The organism is Methylocapsa sp. S129 (assembly GCF_009765995.1).
Lineage (GTDB): Bacteria > Pseudomonadota > Alphaproteobacteria > Rhizobiales > Beijerinckiaceae > Roseiarcus.
On sequence record NZ_LMUI01000023.1, the window covers coordinates 32,675 to 53,865 of the forward strand.

At 65.7% G+C, this 21,191-nt stretch carries 22 protein-coding genes and 1 riboswitch; of the genes, 11 read left to right on the plus strand and 11 right to left on the minus strand.

Annotation, left to right across the window (positions count from 1 at the left end):
* Positions 1-15 precede the first annotated feature (15 nt).
* On the plus strand, positions 16-762 hold the full coding sequence (locus GSQ90_RS14755; RefSeq protein ID WP_158815611.1) for a cobalt-precorrin-6A reductase: 747 nt from the start codon (positions 16-18) through the stop codon (positions 760-762).
* Here the strand turns inward: GSQ90_RS14755 and cobJ are convergent.
* From cobJ to GSQ90_RS14790, 7 genes are all read right to left on the minus strand, one after another.
* Positions 744-1,511, minus strand: a complete 768-nt coding sequence (gene cobJ, locus GSQ90_RS14760) for a precorrin-3B C(17)-methyltransferase (protein WP_158815612.1) — start codon at positions 1,509-1,511, stop codon at positions 744-746. The two genes, GSQ90_RS14755 and cobJ, sit on opposite strands and share 19 nt — an antisense overlap.
* Complete coding sequence (locus GSQ90_RS14765; RefSeq protein WP_158815613.1) at positions 1,508-2,245, minus strand: precorrin-2 C(20)-methyltransferase; 738 nt, start codon at positions 2,243-2,245, stop codon at positions 1,508-1,510. The genes cobJ and GSQ90_RS14765 overlap by 4 nt, the downstream gene beginning before the upstream one ends.
* Positions 2,242-2,871, minus strand: coding sequence for a precorrin-8X methylmutase (locus GSQ90_RS14770; RefSeq protein WP_158815614.1), 630 nt, complete (start codon positions 2,869-2,871; stop codon positions 2,242-2,244). The genes GSQ90_RS14765 and GSQ90_RS14770 overlap by 4 nt, the downstream gene beginning before the upstream one ends.
* A 185-nt stretch (positions 2,872-3,056) precedes the next feature.
* A complete protein-coding gene (gene cobG, locus GSQ90_RS14775) occupies positions 3,057-4,349 on the minus strand; it encodes a precorrin-3B synthase (RefSeq protein WP_158815615.1) in 1,293 nt (430 codons plus the stop codon).
* Positions 4,346-7,915, minus strand: a complete 3,570-nt coding sequence (gene cobN, locus GSQ90_RS14780) for a cobaltochelatase subunit CobN (protein ID WP_158815616.1) — start codon at positions 7,913-7,915, stop codon at positions 4,346-4,348. The genes cobG and cobN overlap by 4 nt, the downstream gene beginning before the upstream one ends.
* A gap of 7 nt (positions 7,916-7,922) precedes the next feature.
* On the minus strand, positions 7,923-8,954 hold the full coding sequence (gene cobW, locus GSQ90_RS14785) for a cobalamin biosynthesis protein CobW (RefSeq protein ID WP_158815617.1): 1,032 nt from the start codon (positions 8,952-8,954) through the stop codon (positions 7,923-7,925).
* A 3-nt stretch (positions 8,955-8,957) separates the two neighbouring features.
* Entirely contained in the window at positions 8,958-9,368 is a 411-nt protein-coding gene (locus GSQ90_RS14790) for a DUF1636 family protein (protein ID WP_371418380.1), read from the minus strand.
* An 88-nt stretch (positions 9,369-9,456) separates the two neighbouring features.
* Positions 9,457-9,654, minus strand: a riboswitch (cobalamin riboswitch).
* 64 nt (positions 9,655-9,718) lie between these two features.
* Here GSQ90_RS14790 and cobO point away from each other — a divergent pair.
* The 4 genes from cobO to GSQ90_RS14810 all read left to right on the plus strand — a co-directional run bounded on the left by cobO (position 9,719) and on the right by GSQ90_RS14810 (position 12,633).
* Positions 9,719-10,348, plus strand: coding sequence for a cob(I)yrinic acid a,c-diamide adenosyltransferase (gene cobO / locus GSQ90_RS14795; RefSeq protein ID WP_371418381.1), 630 nt, complete (start codon positions 9,719-9,721; stop codon positions 10,346-10,348).
* A gap of 201 nt (positions 10,349-10,549) precedes the next feature.
* Entirely contained in the window at positions 10,550-12,004 is a 1,455-nt protein-coding gene (locus GSQ90_RS14800; RefSeq protein WP_174247485.1) for a cobyric acid synthase, read from the plus strand.
* Between the two features lie 84 nt (positions 12,005-12,088).
* Complete coding sequence (locus GSQ90_RS14805) at positions 12,089-12,361, plus strand: type II toxin-antitoxin system ParD family antitoxin (RefSeq protein ID WP_158815619.1); 273 nt, start codon at positions 12,089-12,091, stop codon at positions 12,359-12,361.
* Entirely contained in the window at positions 12,358-12,633 is a 276-nt protein-coding gene (locus GSQ90_RS14810; protein WP_246731616.1) for a type II toxin-antitoxin system RelE/ParE family toxin, read from the plus strand. The genes GSQ90_RS14805 and GSQ90_RS14810 overlap by 4 nt, the downstream gene beginning before the upstream one ends.
* A 34-nt stretch (positions 12,634-12,667) precedes the next feature.
* On the opposite strand, the gene cbiB is transcribed toward GSQ90_RS14810, so the two are convergent.
* Complete coding sequence (gene cbiB / locus GSQ90_RS14815) at positions 12,668-13,636, minus strand: adenosylcobinamide-phosphate synthase CbiB (RefSeq protein WP_174247486.1); 969 nt, start codon at positions 13,634-13,636, stop codon at positions 12,668-12,670.
* A 1-nt stretch (position 13,637) separates the two neighbouring features.
* Between cbiB and cobD the strand changes: the two genes are divergently transcribed.
* From cobD to GSQ90_RS14830, 3 genes are all read left to right on the plus strand, one after another.
* Positions 13,638-14,660, plus strand: coding sequence for a threonine-phosphate decarboxylase CobD (cobD, locus tag GSQ90_RS14820; protein WP_158815620.1), 1,023 nt, complete (start codon positions 13,638-13,640; stop codon positions 14,658-14,660).
* A gap of 101 nt (positions 14,661-14,761) precedes the next feature.
* Positions 14,762-15,337 carry an invasion associated locus B family protein gene (locus GSQ90_RS14825; RefSeq protein ID WP_158815621.1) on the plus strand — a complete coding sequence of 192 codons (576 nt, stop codon included), beginning with the start codon at positions 14,762-14,764 and terminating at the stop codon, positions 15,335-15,337.
* Between the two features lie 133 nt (positions 15,338-15,470).
* A complete protein-coding gene (locus GSQ90_RS14830) occupies positions 15,471-16,421 on the plus strand; it encodes an aldo/keto reductase (protein WP_158815622.1) in 951 nt (316 codons plus the stop codon).
* A gap of 37 nt (positions 16,422-16,458) precedes the next feature.
* On the opposite strand, the gene GSQ90_RS14835 is transcribed toward GSQ90_RS14830, so the two are convergent.
* A complete protein-coding gene (locus tag GSQ90_RS14835; RefSeq protein ID WP_158815623.1) occupies positions 16,459-17,325 on the minus strand; it encodes an aldo/keto reductase in 867 nt (288 codons plus the stop codon).
* Between the two features lie 197 nt (positions 17,326-17,522).
* A complete protein-coding gene (locus GSQ90_RS14840) occupies positions 17,523-18,566 on the minus strand; it encodes an aldo/keto reductase (protein WP_158815624.1) in 1,044 nt (347 codons plus the stop codon).
* A gap of 106 nt (positions 18,567-18,672) precedes the next feature.
* Between GSQ90_RS14840 and GSQ90_RS32860 the strand changes: the two genes are divergently transcribed.
* The 3 genes from GSQ90_RS32860 (at position 18,673) to GSQ90_RS14855 (ending at position 20,810) form a co-directional block, all read left to right on the plus strand.
* Positions 18,673-18,954 (plus strand): zinc-binding dehydrogenase, encoded by a 282-nt coding sequence (locus GSQ90_RS32860; RefSeq protein WP_158815625.1) that lies wholly within the window; start codon positions 18,673-18,675, stop codon positions 18,952-18,954.
* Positions 18,955-19,003: 49 nt separating this feature from the next.
* Positions 19,004-20,185, plus strand: coding sequence for a serine hydrolase (locus tag GSQ90_RS14850; protein WP_158815626.1), 1,182 nt, complete (start codon positions 19,004-19,006; stop codon positions 20,183-20,185).
* A 226-nt stretch (positions 20,186-20,411) separates the two neighbouring features.
* Complete coding sequence (locus tag GSQ90_RS14855; protein WP_371418386.1) at positions 20,412-20,810, plus strand: hypothetical protein; 399 nt, start codon at positions 20,412-20,414, stop codon at positions 20,808-20,810.
* A 179-nt stretch (positions 20,811-20,989) separates the two neighbouring features.
* On the opposite strand, the gene GSQ90_RS14860 is transcribed toward GSQ90_RS14855, so the two are convergent.
* Complete coding sequence (locus tag GSQ90_RS14860; protein ID WP_158815628.1) at positions 20,990-21,151, minus strand: hypothetical protein; 162 nt, start codon at positions 21,149-21,151, stop codon at positions 20,990-20,992.
* Positions 21,152-21,191: the final 40 nt, after the last annotated feature.

Here is a 21,191-nt window from a genome sequence, read left to right on the forward strand (position 1 = left end):
TTGCGGAGCGAGCCCTTGCGCCTTCTCATTCTCGGCGGCACGACGGAAGCCAGCGTATTGGCCGACGCGATCGCCGGGCGCGCCGACATCGCAGCGGTTCTGTCCCTCGCCGGGCGCACGCGGAGCCCAGCGCCTTCGCCTATTCCCACGCGCATTGGCGGGTTCGGCGGCGCCGAGGGCCTCAGCGCCTATCTTGACGCCGAACACATCGACGCTGTGGTCGACGCCACCCACCCTTTCGCCGCGCAAATGTCGCGCCACGCCGCTGAGGCATGCCGCGCCGCAAAGCTGCCGCTGCTGATCTTCACGCGGCCGCCATGGGAACGACAGAGCGGGGATCGATGGATCGATGTCGCCACCATGGAAGAAGCGGCGCGCACGCTGGGAGACATTCCCCGCAATGTTTTTCTGACGCAGGGACGCTTGCAGCTTGGCGCTTTCGCCGGGGCCCGGCATCACCGCTATATCGTGCGCGCGATCGAGCGGCCGGACAAGATCGACGCCCTGCCCCGCCATCGCCTGATCCTGGCGCGCGGGCCTTTCCGGTTTGCCGACGAGGAAGCCTTGATGCGCGCGGAAAGCATCGAATTCCTGGTCAGCAAGAACAGCGGCGGCGAGGCGACCTATGCGAAGATCGAAGCGGCGCGCAATCTTGGCCTGCCGGTCGTCATGGTGCGACGGCCAGCCAAGCCGGATGTCGAGCGGACGACGCGGCTTGAAGAGGTTCTGGCCTGGCTCGACACTCATCGCGCCGCCCCATAAGATCGCGGCGTCAGCAGCCAGGGGCGCGCCGCGCCGCGCATAACGAAACGCGTCTCGCTCGAACCGATCAGCACAAGCGTGCTCATATCGGCGAGCCCGGGGTCCGCCTTTTCAAGATCGGTCAGCACGACGCGCTCGTCGGATCGCCCGACGGCGCGGGCGAAGGCCACCGGCGTGCCGGGCGCCTTACGCTGACGCAACAGATCGAACGCCTCGAAGATCTGGCGCGGCCGCGCCTTCGACGCTGGATTGTAGAGAGCGATGACAAAATCGCCGTCCGCCGCCGCGTTGAGACGGCGCGCGACGACATCCCAGGGCTTGAGATTGTCGGAGAGCGATATCGCGCAGAAATCATGGCCGAGCGGCGCCCCCAGGCGGGCCGCCGCGGCCTGCATCGCGCTGATCCCGGGCGCGACTTCGATCGACAGGCCGCGCCACGCCGGCTCGCCGCCCTCAAGCGCCTCGAACACCGCCGCCGCCATCGCGAATATGCCGGGATCGCCGCCCGAAACGATGGCGACCGCGCGCCCCTGGGCTGCGAGACGAAGCGCATGGCGCGCGCGATCGATCTCCACGCGATTGTCGCTGGAATGGCGATGCTGATCCGGGCGCAGCGACAGGCGATCGAGATAGGGGCCATAGCCGACGATGTCGCTCGCCCGCGCGATCGCCTCGGCGGCCTCGGGCGTCATCCAATGCGCGGGACCGGGGCCGAGGCCGACGATCCATAGGCTGCCCGTCGCGTTCACGGGCGCCTCCCCATACCGGGAACGATCACCATCGCGAAATAGGGCGCTTCGTCGTCTATCTTCTGCGCGAGAGGCGCGATGATCTCATTGTCCATCGTCGCGCGTTCGACATAAATCGCCCGGTCGAGCAGACCCGCGCTCGTCAGCGCCGCGCGTATCTTGGCGAGATTTCGTCCGATCTTCATGATCGCGACGGCGTCGCCGCCCTTGAGTTTTTGCGCGAGCGCGGCCGCAGGCAGGGTTCCCGGCAGGATGGTGAGGACATCGTCGCCCCAGGTGATCGGCGTCTGCGCTGACGCAAGGCAGCCGGACATGCCGGTGACGCCCGGCACGATGGTCACGGGAAAGCGCTCCTTCAACCGCACGAAGAGATGCATGAACGAGCTATAGAAAAGCGGATCACCTTCGCTGAGCAGCGCGACATCGCGCCCCGCCAGAAGATGGGCGGCGATGGACTTCGCGCTCGCTTCGTAGAACGCCGCGAGCTCTGCGACATAGCGCGGATCGTCGAAGGGGATTTCGGTCGTGACGGGATAATAAAGCGGCAGCTCCTCGTATGTCGCAACTAACCAGCGATCGACGATTTTGCGCGCATTGCCGCGCCGGCCGGCCTTTGCGAAATAAGCGACGACCGGCGCCGCCTGAATCAGCCGCACCGCTTTCACGGTCAGCAGTTCAGGATCGCCTGGTCCGAGGCCAATGCCATAAAGACGTCCTGTCGCCGGCGCGCTCATTCCGCGCCGCTCGCCAGCGCATTGACGGCGGCGGCGGCCATCGCGCTGCCGCCTTTGCGGCCGCGCACGACGATCGAGGCGTGAGTGGAGGCGAGAAGCGCCTCCTTGGATTCGGCGGCGCCGACAAAGCCGACCGGCATGCCGATGATCGCGGCCGGCGCGGGCGCGCCCGCGTCGAGCATTTCCAGCAGGCGGAACAGCGCAGTCGGCGCGTTGCCGATGACCACGATGGCGCCCGCCAATCGCGGCAGCCAAAGATCCAGCGCCGCGGCCGAGCGCGTCGTACCCAGGCGCGCGGCGAGATCGGGCACGGCGGAATCGCCAAGCGTGCAGATCACCTCATTATTGGCGGGCAGACGCGCACGCGTGACGCCTTCGGCGACCATGCGCGCGTCGCACAAGATCGGCGCGCCGCGCTGAAGCGCGGCGATCGCGGCAAGCGCGGCGCCGGATGAGAAATGGATGTCGGCGGCCGCCTCCACCATGCCGCAGGCATGGATGATGCGCACGGCGACGCGCTCTTCCGGCCCTTCGAATCGCGCAAGATCGGCCTCGCGCCGGATGATCGCAAAGGAATTGCGATAGATTTCGGCGCCGTCGCGGATATAGTCGCGGTTGTTGGTCACCTAGTAGCCTGCGTCGAGAGCGGGAGGGTGGAAAGCGCCGCTAGAGTCGCGCTGCCCCTCATCCGACCCGACTTCGTCGGGCCACCTTCTCCCGCTTCGCGGGAGAAGAAAGACGCGCGCCCCTTCTCTCGCGGAGCGGGAGAAGGTGGCCGGCGAAGCCGGCCGGATGAGGGGCGGCGCAATCCTTACCACGAGACATCGCCCCCATGTTCATGCGCCAATAGAGACGCGATCTGCTCGACCGACAGCGCCTTATGCGCGGGCTCGTCCGAAGCCTTGCCGTTCACGACGAGATCATAGCCGCCCTTGCGCGCGACCAGCGTGAATGGCGCTGGCCAACTGTGGGCGCAACCCTTTTCGCAGCCGCTGACATGCAGCGCAATCCCGCGGGCCGCCGGAACCGATCGCGCCAATTCGAGCGCTTCCGCCTGCACCGCGCGCGCCGCATTGGCGCAAGCGGGCGCACCGGAGCAGGCGACGACCGCCAAGCGGGGGTCCGCGGGATCGAGGATGAAGCCTCGGCGGCCAAGCGCGGCGCCAAGACTTTCCGCGCCGCCGCGATCGAGCCCGGCGACGATGAAAGCGCGCCAGGGAGTGAGCCTGACATCAGCCGCAGCGCAGCGCCGCGCCTCCTGCGCGAGAAGGCGCAGATCACCGGTGGTCATGCGGCCAAACGACGGCGCCGCGCCGACGCAATAGGACGCGCCAAACGTCTGAACGCCCAGAAAATCACGTCGCTCGGCGCCGCGTCGTAGCGACGCTGGCGGGGTTGAGGAGCCGAGATCGGCGGCGCGAAAAATCGACGCCGCGCCCCGTAGCGCGACAAGCCCGCGCATACGGCGCGGCGCATCCTCGCCGGCGCCCGCGCCGCGCAGGAACGCCAAAGCGAGCGCCGCAGCGACGTCGGGAACCTCGCGCGGCGCACAGAGAGCTGCGACGTCCCCTGCCCCGGCGAGCGTCGCGGCGAAATAAGGACCGCCCTTGCTGCGCAAAGCCTCGAATCTTATGTCGGCCTCGATGTCGCCGAGCGGCAAAACGCCGCCGCCATCAATCAGGAAGCCGAATTTCGCAGGCAGACGATGCAGCGACGGATCATCGCCAAGCCGCGCCTCAAGCGCCGCGACGATCGGCGCCGTGTCGAGGACCGCGCTCGGATCGATATCGGCCAAAGGGCTCGCGACGATGTTGCGAACGTTTTCCGCCGCCGCGTCCGCGTCAAGCAGACCAAGTTCATCGAGGCGGCGCTGCAAGCCCGACAGCCCCGTCTCGCTGATTCCGCGCAATTGCAAATTGGCGCGCGACGAAATCTCGATGATCCCATTGCCGAATCGCGCCGCGCAATCGGCGATCGTCGCGACGCTATCGAGGTCAAGACGACCGCCGGAGACGCGGATGCGCACGAGCAATCCGTCGCCCGCCGACATCGGGACAAGCGCGCCGGGACACCAGCCCTTGCGAAGCGAAGCGGGCGCGCTCATGCCGCATCTCCGCGCATTTGCTCGAGAATTTCGGCCGACGAATTGCGGCGCGAAATCCAGAAGCCCCTGCGCCGCGCCTCCTCGAAACGCTCGGCCATGCCGCGCGCGGCTTGCGGATTAGCCGCGACGAGAAAGGCGCGCACGCGATCGTCGCCGCAGGTCGCATCGAACAAGAGATCGAAATGCCGGCTTGGCGCGGCGTCGGTCAACGCGGCATAGGCGAAGAGATTGTCGAGCGTCTCGGCGATCTCCGCCGCGCCGCGATGGCCATGGCGCATCTGCCCAGCGATCCAGCGCGGATTGATCGCGCGGCCGCGCAATACGCGCGCGATCTCCTCAGCGAACGGCCGCACGACGCTTTTATGCGGCTGCGTCGTATCCGCGTGATAGAGATCCAGCGTTCCGCCCAGAAGCTCGGCGGCGGCGGCGAAGCCGCCTTCATGTTCGGCGAAGGCGTCGGAATCGAGCACGTCCTGCCCCAGCATGTCCTGGACATGGATGAAGGCGTCGGCGCCAGCGACATTGGCGCGAAACGCCGCGCGCGCATCCTGGCCTTCGCCATTCCCGTCATAGGCATGGCTTGTCGCATTGAGATAGGCGGCGCCAAGATCGTCGCGGGCCGCCCATTCCCCCTCCGCGAGCAGGCGCGCGAGGCCGACGCCATAGCGCCCCGGCGCCGCGCCAAAAATGCGCAGGAGCGGCGCGCCCGCATGCGCGGCGAGCGGATTGTCCTGCAGGCTTTCGTCCTGCGCCGCGACATCTTGAATCGCCTGATGCAGAAGCCCGATCTGGGCAGGAAAGACATCGCGGAACAGGCCCGAGATGCGCAAGGTGACGTCGACTCTCGCGCGTCCGACCATCGCGATGGGCAGGATCTCATAGCCGCTCACGCGGTTCGAGGCATGGTCCCAGATAGGGCGAACGCCCAGAAGAGCGAAGGCCTGCGCGATATCGTCGCCGCCCGTGCGCATAGTGGCGCTGCCCCAAAGATCGAGCACGATGCGGCGCGGCCATTCGCCGTGATCCTGCGCATAGCGCGCGACAACTTCCTCCGCCGTGCGCCGGCCAATTTCCCAAGCGGTGCGTGTCGGCACGGCGCGCGGATCGACGCTGAAGAGATTGCGCCCGGTGGGCAAAACGTCGAGCCTGCCGCGCGCGGGCGCGCCGGCCGGACCCGGCGCGACAAAGCGGCCATCGAGCGCGGCAAGCAGCCCGCGCATCTCCGCTGCGGCGCAAGAATCGAGCCGATCGCCGATCGCCGCCGCATCGGCGCCGCTTTGCTCCAGAAGGATCGCCAGATTCTCGCCGCGCGATTGGACATCGGGCTGGCGCCCGAACACATGCAGACCGTCGCCGATACGCATGTCCTTGAGATCACAAAGCCAGGCGTCGAGGCGGACCAACGCCGCCTCGGGATCGAGCCCGGTCGCCGCGCATTCCTCAGCGAGGCCAGTCTGCCCCGCGCGCTCCAGGATCAATTCGGCGATCGCGCGCGCGCGGCGCGGATCGAGCGATTGCGCCTGCGCATATTCATCGAAGAGCCCCTCAAGCTCCGCCGCAACGCCATGCGCTCCGGCCGCGATCAGCGGCGGCGTCAGATGGCCAATCGTCACCGCGCCGATGCGGCGCTTGGCCTGGGCCGCTTCGCCCGGATTGTTGACGATGAAGGGATAAACGACCGGAATCGGGCCGAGCACCGCCTCCGGCGCGCAGGAGGCCGACAGAGCGACGGATTTTCCCGGCAGCCATTCAAGCGTGCCATGCGTACCGCAATGGACCATGGCGTCGATGCGCGCGACATGGCGCAGCCAGAGGTAGAACGCGACATAGACGTGACGCGGCGCGAGACTGGCGTCGTGATATTCGCCCTTACGCGTCGCACTATGGCCGCGATCGGGCTGCACGGCGACGATGAGCTTGCCGGCGCGCAGGAACGAAAAATGGAAGGCGCCCGCGCGCACGGCGGGATCCGCCGCGCTTTCGCCCCATGCAGAGCGAACCGACTGTACGAATTCGTTGGGCAGTTGCGCGAGCGCGCGTTCGTATTCGGCGACGGAGAGCATAGACTGGCCGACGCCGAGGTCCTCATTTTGACCCACGGCCGTTATGGCCGGGCTCGTCCCGGCCATCCACGCCCGGAGACCGTGACCAGCGTTTGAAGTTTTCCGCGGCGGCGCCGCGTGGATGGCCGGGACAAGCCCGGCCATGACGGCGAAGGGGAGGCCTATATTAGCGTCCACGATGAGCCGAACGTCAGACGTCCCTCCGGAAGGAGAACGGCCGCCGCTGAGCTCCGGCGACAGATGTCGGATGAGGTCCGCCTCAGACGGAAGCGTTTCGACATCATAGCCCGCTTCGCCAAGCGCCGCGCCAATCGCCAGCACGCTGCGCGGCGTGTCGAGGCCGACGGCATAGCCGACGCGGCCGCCTTTGGCGGGATAATCGGACAGGACGCAGGCGATCGTCCTTTCGCGCGCCGGCTTTCGGCGCAGGCGCGCCCAGGCGCAGGCGAGGTCGGCGACATAGGCGATGCGGTCGTCCAGCGGCGCATGCGAGATGCGGGTGAACTCCAGTTGTTCGCTACGCCGCGTCTCCTGCTTGAACGAAATGGCGCGGGTGAGAATGCGCCCGTCGATCTCAGGGAGAACGACATGCATGGCGAGATCGGCGGCGCCGAGGCCGCGCGTCGAGGCGGCCCATTGCTCCTGCGCCGAGCCGGCCAGAACAACCTGCAACACCGGCGCGTCAGCCACATCGAGAACGCCGCCTCCCTCGTCGACGCGCGCAGAAAAAGCCGTGGCGTTGAGAATGACGTCGAAGGAAGTCTGCGCCAGTAGGCGCGCGAGCGGCGTCTGGACTTCGGCATCCTTGAGGCTCGTGACATAGGCGCAGACGACGTTGACGCCGCGCGCCGTCAGAGCCTGCGCCAATGCGTCGATCGGCGCCGTATCCGACGCCATCAGGATCGAGCGATAGAAGACGATCAGCGCGTGCGGGCCATCGCGCGCCTCTTTTTGGCGCACGCTTTCATACAGGCCGAATGGCGCGATCGGACGCGGCGCTGGCGCTGGCGTCGATGCGCCCAGACGTTGGGCGATGAATTGCAGACAAGCTGAGAGGTTGTCCGGGCCGCCCTCTTCGAAATAGCCCCAAAGCTGGCGAAGATCGGCGACATCAAGCGTCGAGGCGGCGTCGAGCCGCGCGTCTTCGCAACGATCGCCAGGCACGATCGCGAGCTGAACGCCGCGCGCGCGCGCCATGGCGGCAAGCTCATCGACGCCATAGCGCCAGTAATCCATGCCCCCGAGCAGCCGAACCAGCACGAAGCGCGCCTTGGCGCAGACTTTCTCGATATGCAGATCGATGGAAAACGGATGTTTCAGGAAAGCGAGATTGGCGAGGCGCAGGCTCGGCAGGCGATCGGCGGCCTTTTCCCAAGCCGTCGCGAGCGAAGCCAGATCGCTGTCGGTGAACGAGAGAAAGACCACATCGGCCGCCGACTGATCGAGATCGACGGCCGGGGCTGTTTCATCGAGGGACCGGGTCTCAATCCGCGCGATGTGCATGGCGGCGCTACGAGGCTAAAAGAGCGGCGGCGATGGCGCTCTGGTCGACGCCTTTTTCGCCGATCACCACGAGGCGGCCGCGGCGCGCTTCGTCCTGCCGCCAGGGGCGGTCGAACTCGCGGCGAAACCTTTGCCCGACGCCCTGCACCAGCAGCCGCATCGGTTTGCTCGCGATATCGAGGAAGCCCTTCATGCGCAGGACTTCATGCTTGCCCGCGACTTCGGCGAGCCGCGCGACGAAGGCGTCGGCATCCCCTATGGCCGGGAGATCGACGACGAAAGTGTCGAAATCGTCGTGATCGTGGCCCTCTTCCGCATCGTGATGGGAGGGGCGGCGCGCCAGATCGTCCTCCACAGCGGCTTTGAGCCCGAGCAGGACATCAGGATCGATCCGCCCCTCATGCGTCTCGACGATCTTCACGGCGCGGGGAATGGCTTGCGTAATTTCCGCTTTGACTCGCGCAAGATCCGTCGCGCTCAACAGATCGGTCTTGTTCAGCACGATCATGTCGGCGCAGAGCAATTGGTCTTCATAGACTTCCTCGAGCGGATTCTCGTGATCGAGCGAGGGATCGGCCTGGCGTTGACGCGCGACCTCCTCGGGATCGTCGGCGAAGCGCCCGTCGGCGACGGCGCTCGCATCGACGACGGCGATCACGCCGTCGACAGTGAGCCTCGCGCGAAGCTCCGGCCATTCGAACGCTTTGACAAGCGGTTTGGGCAAGGCGAGGCCCGAGGTCTCGATGATGATATGCTCGGGCTTTGGCTCGCGCGCGAGCAGCGCTGAAATCGCAGGGGCGAAATCATCAGCCACAGTGCAGCAGATGCAGCCATTGGTGAGTTCGACGATATTCTCCTCGGCGCAGGAGGTCGCGCCGCAGGATTTGAGGATATCGCCGTCGACCCCGACATCGCCAAATTCATTGATAATGAGCGCGAGCCGACGTCCATGCGCATGGATCAAAGCATGGCGAATCAGCGTCGTTTTGCCTGAACCCAGGAAGCCGGTGACGATGGTGACGGGAATCTTGCCGGGCATGCGTCAGGCTCCTTCGAGCGGTTTGGACAAAGGCGGCACGCGGGAAATGACGCCTTTGCGGAAGGATTGCGGTCGCTCTCGCCAGGGCACGATTCCGTCCGGCGTCGCCGCGAATTTCAGGGCGGCTTCGAGGACATCGTCGACGCTGGCCTCTTTATCGAGGTCGCCCACGACATAGGTCCATTTGCCCGGTCCCGCCAAGGCGACGGTGCAGGGGCGCTTGCAAACCGAAAGACACTCGACGCCGCGGAGCGCGACCTGGCTGTCCTGCCGACCGGCAAGGCGCATCTGCACCGCGTCGAACAAAATCTTGCCCGGCCGCACGCCCTCTTCGCTGGCATGCCTGCAAGTGAGGCAGACGAAGATCGTGACGTCCGGTTCGGCCGGGCGGTTCATCAGCGGCGATTGAGACAAGTCCACGCCTCCCGCTTCAAGCAGACAAGGTCGTGGCGCAGCGGGAATACAGGCATCGCTCACTCCATGGCCGCCCCTCCGGCGGCCGTTCGAGACATTCGCGCACGGCAGGTCTCCTGGCTCACAGCTCCGAAGGCCTGCGCCGCCTTCCCGGACCGCTTGGGATCCAGTGGCGATTGGCGCCGACTCGCTGCTTACAGTCGCGGGGGCGGCCACGGATCGGGTTTCCCTTACCGTGTTCCCTTTTCACCTTCCCGAGGGAAGGACCGTACGGCGATTGGTTTCCCAGCTTGATCGCCCCTTGTCAAATGGCGAGGCTTGCGACATCCCTCGGGCTTGAGGCCCGAGGAATGGAATCGAGCATGGACGATGCGCGCGGCGACGAGGCCGAACGGCACAAGGCCAAAATGGCCAAGCGCAAGGCCGTGCAGGACGCCGAGGTCGCCGCCAAGCCGATTGAATCGAAAGGCCTGCTGATCGTCCATACCGGCCCCGGCAAGGGCAAATCGACCGCCGCCTTCGGCCTCGCGCTGCGGGCGCTCGGGCGCGGCTGGCGGGTGGGAATCGTGCAATTCATCAAGGGCGCGTGGTCGACGGGCGAGCGCTTGGGCTTCGAACGTTTCGGCGATCTGATAGCCTGGCATACGATGGGCGAAGGCTTCACCTGGGAGACGCAGGATCGCACGCGCGACGTCGCCGCCGCCGCGGCGGCCTGGGCCAAGGCGCAGGCGCTGATGGCCGACCCGGCAATCCGGCTGATCGTGCTCGACGAGCTGAACATCGCGCTGCGCTATGACTATCTGCCGCTCGATGAAATCGTGGCGGCGCTCGCCGCGCGGCGCGCCGATCTGCATATCGTCGTCACCGGCCGCAACGCCAAGCCGGAACTGATCGCGGCGGCCGATCTCGTCACGGAGATGACGCTGGTCAAGCATCATTTCGCAGCCGGCGTCCGCGCTCAGGAAGGGATCGAGTTTTAGTGGCTTGGATCGCTTACCTTGAAAGGCGGCAATATTCCCTCCCCCCTTGTGGGGGAGGGTTAGGGTGGGGGGTCGCGCTAGCCTCTCCAAGTCCTCGCAAAGTCCAATATCCGAGAGCGCGGCGCGACCCCCCTCCCCGGCCCTCCCCCACAAGGGGGGAGGGAGCGCCCCCCTGCGATCTGGCCGTGGCGGGCCATTAGAATGGCGCGCGCGCTGATGTTTCAGGGCACGGGCTCCGACGTCGGCAAATCGCTTGTCGTCGCCGGGCTCTGCCGCGCTTTCACTTCGCGCGGGCTGGCGGTGCGGCCGTTCAAGCCGCAGAACATGTCGAACAACGCCGCCGTCACGCCGAATGGCGGCGAGATCGGCCGCGCCCAGGCGCTGCAGGCGCGCGCTTGCCGCGTTGCGCCAAGCGTTCACATGAATCCGGTCTTGCTCAAGCCGCAAAGCGACATCGGATCGCAGGTCGTCGTGCAGGGCCGCGTCGTCGGCAATGCCAAGGCGCGGGAATATCAAAGCTGGAAGCCGAAGCTGATGGCCGCCGTGCTCGAGAGTTTCGCTGTGCTGAAGGGCGAGGCCGATCTCATTCTGGTCGAAGGCGCGGGGAGCCCCGCCGAAGTCAATCTGAGAGCAGGCGACATCGCCAATATGGGCTTCGCGCGGGCGGTAGACATTCCGGTCGTCCTGATCGGCGACATCGACCGGGGCGGCGTGATCGCCCAGATCGTCGGCACGAAGGCGGTGATCGATCCGGCCGACGCGGCGTTGATTGGCGGCTTTCTCGTCAACAAATTCCGCGGCGACGCAGCTTTGTTCGAAGAAGGCATGCGCATCATTGCGCGCCACACCCATTGGCCTGGCCTTGGCCTCATCCCATTCTTTCCCGCCGCCGCGCGCCTGCCGCCGGAGGACGCCGTGGCGCTCGAACGGGCGCCCGCTGCAACGGGCGAGGGCGTTGCGATCGCCGTGCCGATCTTGTCGCGCATCGCCAATTTCGACGATTTCGATCCCTTGAAGCTCGAGCCGCAAGTTCGTCTCGTCATGGTCCCGCCGGGCAAGCCGATTCCCGCCGAGGCCGAACTCATTATTCTGCCTGGCAGCAAGGCGACGATCGCCGATCTCGCCTTCTTGCGCCAACAGGGTTGGGACATCGATATCGCCGCCCATCGGCGGCGCGGCGGGCGCGTGCTTGGAATCTGCGGCGGCTATCAGATGCTGGGACGAAGTCTCACCGATCTCGAGGGGACGGAAGGGCCGGCGGGCGAGGTCGCCGGGCTCGGCCTGATCGACGTTTCGACCATCCTATCGGGAGAGAAAATCCTGACGGCGGCGGACGGCGTTTGCCTCGACAATGGCGCGCCTTTCCACGGCTATGAAATGCATATCGGCCGGACGAGCGGTCCCGATTGCGCCAGACCGTTGCTGCGTTTCGTCGACGGAAGAGCCGATGGCGCGATCTCGCCCGACGGACGCGTGATGGGCGCCTATGTCCATGGATTGTTCGCCGACGATGCGCAGCGCGCCGCCTGGCTTGCAAGCTTGGGCGCGCGCTCGGAACTCGCCTATGAATCGCAGGTGGAGCAAACGCTCGACGAATTCGCCGCGCATCTGGCCGCGCATATCGACCTCGATGCGCTTCTCAGGCTCGCGCGATGAACGGCGGGGCGTTTGCCATTGTCGCAATTTTCTCCGTGCGTGGGCGCCTCAATCTTGCTACTATGGGGGCAAGAAAGGCGTATCATGTCCAATGTCCAGAAGGTGAGCGTCGCGCTCACGCCTGAAATTGTCGCCATGCTGAAAGATGCTGTCGACACCGGCGAATACACATCCACGAGCGAAGTGGTGCGCGAAGCGCTGCGCGCATGGAAGGCGCGCCGCACAGCGCATGAAGTGGAAGTCCAGGAACTGCGGAAGCTCTGGAGCGAAGGGCTCGCCAGCGGGCCGCCGATTGATGGCAAACCCATATTCGCGCGCCTACGCGGCAAATATGGCAAGCAAGCGGTTGAGAATTGAACCGCCTTCTCATCACGCCGCGCGCCGCCGCCGATCTCGAAGAAATAGGCGATTACATCGCTCTCGATAATCCGGCGGCGGCGGCGCGAATGATTGATCGTCTCGAAGAAGTATCGATTCTCCTAAGCGAGCGTCCACGCATCGGAACGTCCCGCGACGATATAGCCAAAGGCGTGAGGGCTTTTCCGGTCGGAAACTACCTCATCCTATTTCGGACGCTGGCCAACGGCGTGGAAATTGTGCGCTACGTGCATGGAGCGCGGCAGATGTGAGGGCTCGTTTAAGCCATGGTGGTCGCTCTGCCTGCTATCCGACGAAGGCCAGCGCGCCGATTGCGATCGCCTGCAGCAGACAGGCGACGCGATAGAGGCGCAGACCGGCTCTGATATCGGCCGCGTTCGCTTCATAGCGGCCATCGCCCATGAAGGCGTCTTCGACATTTTCCTCGCCATAGACGCGCGGCCCTGCGAGCTTCAAGGCGAGAGCGCCGGCCATCGCGGCCTCGGGCCAGCCGGCGTTGGGCGAGCGGTGATGTCGGGCGTCGCGCTGCACCGCCGCGATCGCGGCCGGCGCGGATGCGCCCGGCAGAATCGCGGCAGCGACAATGATCCAGCAGGCCGCGAGGCGGGAGGCCGGCAAATTGACAAGATCGTCGAGCCGCGCCGCCGCCCAGCCGAAAGCGAGGTAACGATCGCTTCTGTGGCCGATCATGCTGTCGGCGGTATTGACGGCTTTGTAGAGCGCGCCGCCGGCGAGGCCGCCGATGACGATCCAGAACAGCGGCGCGACGATTCCGTCCGAGAAATTCTCGGCGAGGCTTTCGATGGCGGCGCGCGCGACGCCCGCTTCATCCAGCGTCGAGGGATTGCGTCCGACAATCATCGCAACCGCGCGCCGGCCGCCAGACAAACCTTCCCGCTCAAGAGATTGCGCCACGGCGCCGACGTGATCATGGAGGCTGCGTTGCGCGGGCAGGCTCGCGGCAAGCGCCGCCAAAAGGAGAAAGCCGATCCAACCCGGCGGCGCGACGAGCGTGATGAGCGCCGCGGCGCCTCCCACCGGCGCGAGCAACAGGAGAAGGGCCAGCGCTCCGGCCGTGCGCCTCGCGCCAAAGAACAGCGTCGGCCGGTTCAGGCGCCGATCGAGCCAGGCGAGCCACGCGCCCATCCAGGTGACGGGATGGCCGATCGCGCGGTAGAGAATGTCGGGGTAACCAGCACAGGCCTCGATGACGAGCGCCGCGAAGGCCAGTTGAGGCGACAAGGCGAAATGCATTGTGAGTGAAGCGCCCTTCGAAGCGGCATGGAGCGCATTGTCCTATCACGGCGGCAATCTTGGCGCCGCGCGCCGATTATGTCCGGAGGCGCCCGAGCCCTGGATCGACCTCTCGACAGGCGTCAATCCGCACCCCTATCCCCTGCCTGCCGTCCCGCTCGAAAGCTGGGCGCGATTGCCGGAGGTCGACCATCTCGCCGCCCTCGAAAGCGTCGCGGCGCATCGCTATGGCGCGGCGCCCGCGCAAACGATCGCGGCGCCCGGCACGCAAGCGATCATCCAATTGCTGGCGCGGCTTCGTCCCGCGGCGCGCGTCGGCATTCTCGGGTTCAGCTACAGCGGGCACGCGCATGCTTGGCGCGCGGCGGGGGCGGGCGTCGCGACAGTCGAAGACATCGCCGAACTCGCCGCGTTCGACGTTGCGATCATCGTCAATCCGAACAATCCCGACGGCCGCCTGGCGAGCCCGGCCTCTCTTGTCGCGCTCCACCAGGGAATCGCGGCGCGGGGCGGAATGGTGGTCGTCGACGAGGCGTTCATGGACCTCGACGGGCGCGGGCAGAGCCTTGTCCCGGCGCTTCCGGCGAGTAGCGCTATCGTGTTGCGCTCCTTTGGCAAGACTTATGGGCTCGCCGGCCTGCGGCTCGGCTTTGCGATCGCGTCGCCTGATCTCGCAGGGCCCCTGCGCACGGCCTTAGGTCCCTGGCCGGTCAGCGGTCCCGCCATCGCCATCGGGTGCGGCGCGCTCGCCGATGATGCATGGCTGGAAGAGACCAGGCTGCGACTCGAACGCGACGCCAGGCGGCTCGATCGCCTGCTTGTCAAATGCGGCTTCGAAATGCTTGGCGGCGCGGCCTTGTTCCGCCTCGCCCGTCACGCGGACGCTCAGGCCCTCTTCGCCCATCTGCTGCGTCACGGGATTCTGACGCGCCCTTTCGCTGCGCTGCCAGACCGGTTGCGTTTTGGCGTTCCGGCAGGTGCGGAATCCTGGCGCCGGCTGGAGTCGGCGCTTGGGCGGCCTTAACGCGGCAGGTCGATCGCATGGCGCGACTGCGACAAAAAGGAATTCGGATATCGCGCCGTTTCAGGTAATAGACGGGCTCAGGCAGTTTGCAGGGGGATGGGATGGCCAGGAGTTTTTGGGTTGCGGTCGCGGCTTTGGGGATGGCGCTCGCGGTTCAGCCCGCAGCCTCCCAAACCACCCCGAAACCAGACGCCGCCAAGCCGGCGCCCGGCCCGGTCAGCGCGGATCCGCAGTCGACGACGGCGGCCTATGGCGACTGGGTCGTCCGATGCCAGCGCATCGGCGATGGCGCCGCCGCCCAGCGTGTTTGCGAAGCGGCCGAAACGATCCAGACGCAAGGCGCGCAGGGCCCCATCGCCCAGATTGCGATCGGCCGCGTGGCGCCGACGGATCCGTTGCGGCTGACGCTCGTTCTGCCGCCCAATGTCAGCTTTCCCAGCGCCCCGCGGATGGAGGTCGACGACAAGGATGCGCATCCGGTCGACCTGAACTGGCGTCGCTGCCTGTCGGGCGGCTGTTTCGCCGATGCCGAGATGAAAGACGATCTCTTGCAGTTCTGGCGCAGGCAGGCCGGCCAGGGCTCGATAAAATTCAGGGATGGCGTTGGCCGGGACATTGCGGCGCCGTTTTCGTTCCGCGGCCTCGCACAAGCGCTCGACGCCCTCGCGAAGAGTTGAGCGGCCCTTGCGAGTTGGATGCGCCAAATTGGTGGGACTAAGCGTGCCGTCCCCCTTTTGGGAGAGGGAGAAGCAACGCCAATCTTTCAATTTCGCTGATGTAAGCCGCCAGCCAATCCAAACGGAGCCAAAAATGCAGAAACGTCGTCTGGGCCGCACCGGCCTCCATATCGCGCCGCTTGTCTTCGGCGGCAATGTTTTTGGCTGGACCGCGGATGCAAAGAGGTCGTTCGATCTGCTCGACCGTTTTGTCGAGGCCGGCTTCAACACGATCGACACGGCCGATGTCTATTCGGCCTGGGCGGCTGGCAATAAGGGCGGCGAATCCGAGACGATTATCGGCGACTGGATGAAGAGCCGCGGCAATCGCGATAAAGTGATCGTCGTCACCAAGGTCGGGTCGCCGATGGGACCGGGCAAGAAGGGGCTCGGCGCGCGCTATATCGCCGAGGCGGTCGAGGCCTCCCTGAAACGGCTGCAGACGGATCACATCGATCTCTATCTCTCGCATTGGCCCGATGCCGAAACGCCTTATGAGGAAACCCTCGGCGCCTATCAGGGGCTCGTTCAACAGGGCAAGGTTCGTTTCATCGGCGCCTCGAACCTCGACGCCGCGCAGCTCGGCGCCTCGCTCGACGTCGCGAAAGCCAAATCGCTGCCGCGCTATGACGTGCTGCAGCCCGAATATAATCTCTACGACCGCGGCAGTTTCGACGGGCCGCTGCGCGAACTTTGCGTTCGCGAAGACATTGGCGTCATCACCTATTTCAGTCTCGCCAAAGGTTTCCTGTCGGGCAAATATCGTAGCGAGGCCGATCTTGGCCAAAGCCCGCGCGGCGGCGGCGTCAAAGCCTATCTCAACGCGCGCGGCGCCCGCATTCTGGCCGCGCTCGACGCGGTCGCCGAAAAGCTTGGCGCCAAGCCCGCCGAAGTCGCTCTGGCCTGGCTGATCGCAAGCCCCGGCGTCACCGCGCCAATCGCCAGCGCCACGTCGCTGACCCAGCTCGACAGCCTGATCAAGGCGGCGGCGCTGACGCTGGACGCCGGCGACATCAGCGCGCTCGACAAGGCGAGCGCGCTCTGAGGGGGGTAGAATTCTGTCAGGGGCGGCGCTGTCAGCGCTATTTCGGCCGCGCCTGCGCATCCAGCGCCTTGAAATCGGCGTCCGACAGCGTGATGCCGGCTGCGGCCACGTTCTCCTCAAGGTGCGAAACTTTGCCCGTGCCGGGGATCGGCAGCATGACCGGGCTGCGTTTCAGCACCCAGGCGAGCGCGATCTGGCTCGGCGAGGCGCCATTCTTTTTCGCGATGCCGTCGAGCACTGAGCCCGGGCGCGCGAGATCGCCGGCGGCCAAGGGATACCAGGGGATGAAGCCGACGCCATGGGACTCGCAATAGTCGAGCACGCTCTCGCTTGAACGGTCGGCGAGGTTGTAGAGGTTCTGCACGGTCGCCACTTTGAAGAATTTTTGCGCCGCTTCGATCTCCTCGACGCTGACCTGGCTAAGGCCGGCATGGCGGATCAGACCTTCCTTCTGCATCGCGGCGATCACGCCGAATTGTTCGTCGCGCGGCACCGCCGGATCAATGCGGTGAAGCTGCCATAGATCGATGCGCTCCACACCCAACCGCTTGAGGCTGGTCGTGACGCCGTTGCGCAGGAATTCGGGGCGCCCGTTCGGCGTCCATTGATTGGGGCCCGGCCGCTCAAGGCCGCTTTTGGTGGCGATAACGAGGCCCTTGTAGGGAAACAGCCCTTCATGAATCAGCCGCTCGCTGACCTCCGGCCCATAGCTCTGCGCGGTGTCGATGAAATTCACGCCGAGTTCGGGCAGGCGGCGCAGCACGCGCAGAGCCTCGGCGCGATCTTCGGGCTCACCCCAGATTCCCTTGCCGGTGATGCGCATGGCCCCAAAGCCAAGGCGATTGACGGTGAGGTCTCCGCCAATGGCGAAGGGGCCGGATTCGGCGGCGGTGGGCTTGGTCATGGGGACCTCTTCGGAGGATTGGATGTTGCGGCGGGCGTGCGACTTAGGAGACGCACGTACGCGTTTACATGGGGTGCATTGGGCGACACGCAAGCCTCGTCGCCGCGGCCACGGAGCGCGACGGGCGAAGGCTTCGCATTGGCCTCGAGGTCAATGACCGTATGTAAGGGGGAGCCTGGTCGCCGCGCCGCCCATCGCTATCGCGTGGGAACCGGCGCGTCGGCGCGCAGCAGGCCTTCGTGCTTCAACTCGCTCCAGAGGTCGGCCGGAATGGGATGATTGAAAGCGGCGAGGTTCTGGGCGATCTGCGCGCGCGAAATGGCGCCTGGGATCACCGCAGCGACGATCGGATGGCCAAGCGGGAATTGCAGCGCCGCGGCGGCGAGCGGCGTATTGTGGCGTTTGCACAAGGCCTCGATGCGCGCGACGCGCACCATGATTTCGGGTTTGGCAGGCGAATAATTATACATCGCGCTCGGCGTTGCGCCGGTCGCCAGAATGCCTGAATTATAGGGCCCGCCGATGACGATTCCGACGCCGCGCTCGGCGCAAAGCGCAAACTCGCTGTCCAGCACATCCTGTTCAAGCAAAGTGTAGCGCATCGCGATGAGGAAAAAGTCGATGTCGAACAGATCGAGATAGCGCGGGATCGTACCCATCGTGTTGAAACCGGCGCCGATGCCCTTGATCACGCCCTGGTCGCGCAATTCCTCAAGCGCGCGCCAACCGCCGGTGTAGAGCTGATTCATATAGGGCCCGACCTTGGCCTCGGTCTTGAAATGCCAGGAATCGAGATCGTGAATCAGCAGCACGTCGATCCTGTTGATGCCAAGGCGCTGCAGGCTGTCCTCGAACGAGCGCATCACGCCATCGTAACTATAGTCGAACAAAGCGTCGAATTCGAGCCCGCCGAGCCAATCGCCGCGCACGAACGGACCCGCTTTGAGCGGACGCCGCAACAGGCGGCCGACCTTGCTCGATATGACGAAGCTTTCGCGCGGCTTGCGATAGAGTGCGCGGCCGACCCGATGTTCCGCCTGCCCCTTGCCGTACCAGGGCGAAGTGTCGAAATAGCGCACGCCGCCGTCCCATGCCGCATTCAGCAGGCCGCCGGCTTCCTGCTCTTCGATGATGTCCCAGTTCTCCCCCAGCGGAGCGGTGCCCAGTCCGAGTTCGGTTACGGTGGCGCCCGTGCGCCCAAGCCGCCGCGTCGGCAGGCTGGCAATTTCATTCACGCTCATGACCGAAAATCCTCCCACGTTCTTTCCGACTTCTATTGTACATCGCGCCGCCGTTCGCAACTTTTTTCAAGGCAAGGCAGCGATGGCGCCATGGCGAGGACAGGCGATGCGCGCCTCTGCGCGTTTCGCCGACAAGGGCGATCAGCCGCGCCTCAGTTTGAATTTCCGGGGGCGATTCAGAAAATGGCCGCCAGAGCGAAGCATCGGCTTGCGATTTGCCGGCGTGCCGGTCAAGCCCGGTCGTCATGCGCTCAAGGAGTTCTCACTTCTCGTCGATATGGGTAAGCTGCGGGCGCATGTCGAACGAATGTTTCCATTGGAGCGAGCCGCTGGCGCCCATCGCTTTCTCGTAAGCCGTCCGCTGGGCAACGTCGTCCTCGCGCGCTGAGCCATCCGGCTTTCCCATTATCAACCCTGACATCAGCAGGAGATCATCCATGTCAGTCGTCGCGCCTCACAAGACCTTATCGCAGCGGGTGAACGCGGTCATCGAGCGTGCGCTGGCGGAGCGGCGGCTGGTCGGCGGCGTCGTGCTCATCGCGCAAGACGGCGATGTCGTCTATCGCCGCGCGGCCGGGTTGGCCGACCGCGAAGCGAAGCGCCCGATGCGCGAGGACGCGATCTTCCGCTTTTCCTCGCTGACCAAGCCGATCGTCTCCGCGGCGGCGATGGCGCTCGTCGAGCGGGGACAGCTCGCTCTCGACACGCCTACGACGCAATGGCTCCCCACGTTCCGCCCGAAACTGCCGGACGGGAGCGAGCCGGCCATCACGATACGGCAATTGCTCACGCATACGGCGGGGCTGAGCTACAGCTTCTTCCAGCCGGCCGATGGTCCCTACCAGCGTGCCGGCGTTTCGGATGGGATTGCCGAACCCGGTCTCTCGATCGAGGAGGAGTTGGAGCGTCTCGCGCGCGTGCCGCTATCCTATGCTCCAGGCGCCGCCTGGGGCTATTCGGTGGCTCTCGATGTCCTCGGCGAAATTATCGCCCGCGCCGGCGGCGCCGCGCTCCCCGCCATCGTCGAGCAGCTTGTCACGGCGCCGCTGCGGATGGCGGACACGGGATTCGCCGTGCGCGACCTCGGGCGGCTCGCGGTGAGTTACGTGGATGGCGCCCCGCCGCGCCGTATGGGCGATCCGGACGTCGTGGCTTTTGGCGATGGCGCGGGAATCCGCTTTTCGCCCTCGCGCATTCTCGATGCGGCCTCCTTCGCTTCGGGCGGCGCGGGAATGGCGGGCACGGCGGCCGACTTCCTGGCTTTCCTCGAAACGCTGCGCCGGGGCGGCGGCGGCATCCTGACGCCAGACAGCGTGCGCGCGATGATGAGCAACCAAATCGGCGCTTTGCGCATTAATACCGAAGTCACGCCGTCCTGGGGCTTTGGCTTTGGCGGCGCCGTGTTGATCGACCCGATTCTCGCGGGAACGCTGCAATCGATCGGGACCTGGAAATGGGGCGGCGTCTACGGGCACCATTGGTTCGTGGATGCGCAGCGGCGCCTCACATTGGCGGCGCTTAGCAACACCGCCATCGAAGGCATGGCCGGCAATTTTGTCGGCGAATTGAGGAACGCCGTCTATGACGCGCCATCGCCCGCAGCCAATCCGAGCGTTTGAAAAGCGAGAGGAGCCGGGGCGACAGGCGCGATGGCGCGCCGGGGCCTTTTACGATATCCTCGCGTATTAGGCCGCCTGATTGGAAAAGGTCGCTTTTTGAACAGACCCGGCCCTTGTTATTCCACGATGCCCCCTCTGCCTCTCCCGTAGCGGCGCCGCGGCGCCCCAATCATGCAAAGGAAAAGCAATGCGCCCGTTCAAATTTCGTCATGCTCTTGTCGCCCTGATGGCGATGGCGGTCGCGAGCGTCTCGTCCGTCGCCTACGCGGACAGCGGCTATATCCGGATTTCGGTGTTGAAGGGGGGCTGGTTCATCGGCGCCTCTGGAGGAAGCGGCACGCTGACGTTTCACGGCCGGCAATATCCGCTGTCGATCGGCGGATTGGACGCGGGCCTCGTGTTCGGCGCCTCGCATAGCTATTTGTCGGGCCGGGTGAGCCACATCTACCGACCCTCGGATGTCGCAGGAGTCTACGGCGCCGCCGGCGCCGGCGCCGCCATTTTCACCGGGGCGCGCGCGATCGTGCTGTCCAACGAAAAGGGCGCAATCCTGGAGCTGAACGGCCGTCAGACAGGTTTGATGGTCAACGCCGATCTCAGCGGATTGGCGATTTCGATGCGATAGGCGCGCCTCTCGCGCGCCCATTCAGCAACGCCTGCCCCGCTCCCGTAACGAAAAAGGCCGCCCTATGGGCGGCCAGTTATTTTCGGGGTCAGTTGGGGGGAGGTCCCAAATGGCTGATTGTTTGGTAGACCAGCGCTGGCGCGAATGATGTGGCGTCCGCCACATCTCGCGCGAAGGCGCTAGCGGGTAAACCATTCGGGGCGCAGCGCCGCCGACAGGATCGCCAGCAGCGCGACGACGGCCAATAGGATCCATCGTGCGAACCCCGCATCTTTGCGGCGGGGCCGGTTCGCATCGGGGTCGCCAAAACTGAAACGTCCGGACAACATGGCCGCAATCATCGCGCGAATGTCTCAATATCGGATTGAGCGCAATCGCGCG

Excerpts from the sequence above, each read along its gene's own strand:
- GSQ90_RS14765 (WP_158815613.1), bottom strand. The coding sequence starts at position 2,245 with ATGAGCGCGCCGGCGACAGGACGTCTTTATGGCATTGGCCTCGGACCA.
- cobG (WP_158815615.1), bottom strand. The coding sequence starts at position 4,349 with ATGAGCGCGCCCGCTTCGCTTCGCAAGGGCTGGTGTCCCGGCGCGCTT.
- cobN (WP_158815616.1), bottom strand. The coding sequence starts at position 7,915 with ATGCACATCGCGCGGATTGAGACCCGGTCCCTCGATGAAACAGCCCCG.
- cobW (WP_158815617.1), bottom strand. The coding sequence starts at position 8,954 with ATGCCCGGCAAGATTCCCGTCACCATCGTCACCGGCTTCCTGGGTTCA.
- cobO (WP_371418381.1), top strand. The coding sequence starts at position 9,719 with ATGGAATCGAGCATGGACGATGCGCGCGGCGACGAGGCCGAACGGCAC.
- GSQ90_RS14800 (WP_174247485.1), top strand. The coding sequence starts at position 10,550 with ATGGCGCGCGCGCTGATGTTTCAGGGCACGGGCTCCGACGTCGGCAAA.
- GSQ90_RS14805 (WP_158815619.1), top strand. The coding sequence starts at position 12,089 with ATGTCCAATGTCCAGAAGGTGAGCGTCGCGCTCACGCCTGAAATTGTC.
- cbiB (WP_174247486.1), bottom strand. The coding sequence starts at position 13,636 with ATGCATTTCGCCTTGTCGCCTCAACTGGCCTTCGCGGCGCTCGTCATC.
- GSQ90_RS14825 (WP_158815621.1), top strand. The coding sequence starts at position 14,762 with ATGGCCAGGAGTTTTTGGGTTGCGGTCGCGGCTTTGGGGATGGCGCTC.
- GSQ90_RS14830 (WP_158815622.1), top strand. The coding sequence starts at position 15,471 with ATGCAGAAACGTCGTCTGGGCCGCACCGGCCTCCATATCGCGCCGCTT.
- GSQ90_RS14835 (WP_158815623.1), bottom strand. The coding sequence starts at position 17,325 with ATGACCAAGCCCACCGCCGCCGAATCCGGCCCCTTCGCCATTGGCGGA.
- GSQ90_RS14840 (WP_158815624.1), bottom strand. The coding sequence starts at position 18,566 with ATGAGCGTGAATGAAATTGCCAGCCTGCCGACGCGGCGGCTTGGGCGC.
- GSQ90_RS32860 (WP_158815625.1), top strand. The coding sequence starts at position 18,673 with ATGCGCGCCTCTGCGCGTTTCGCCGACAAGGGCGATCAGCCGCGCCTC.
- GSQ90_RS14850 (WP_158815626.1), top strand. The coding sequence starts at position 19,004 with ATGTCAGTCGTCGCGCCTCACAAGACCTTATCGCAGCGGGTGAACGCG.
- GSQ90_RS14855 (WP_371418386.1), top strand. The coding sequence starts at position 20,412 with ATGGCGATGGCGGTCGCGAGCGTCTCGTCCGTCGCCTACGCGGACAGC.
- GSQ90_RS14860 (WP_158815628.1), bottom strand. The coding sequence starts at position 21,151 with ATGATTGCGGCCATGTTGTCCGGACGTTTCAGTTTTGGCGACCCCGAT.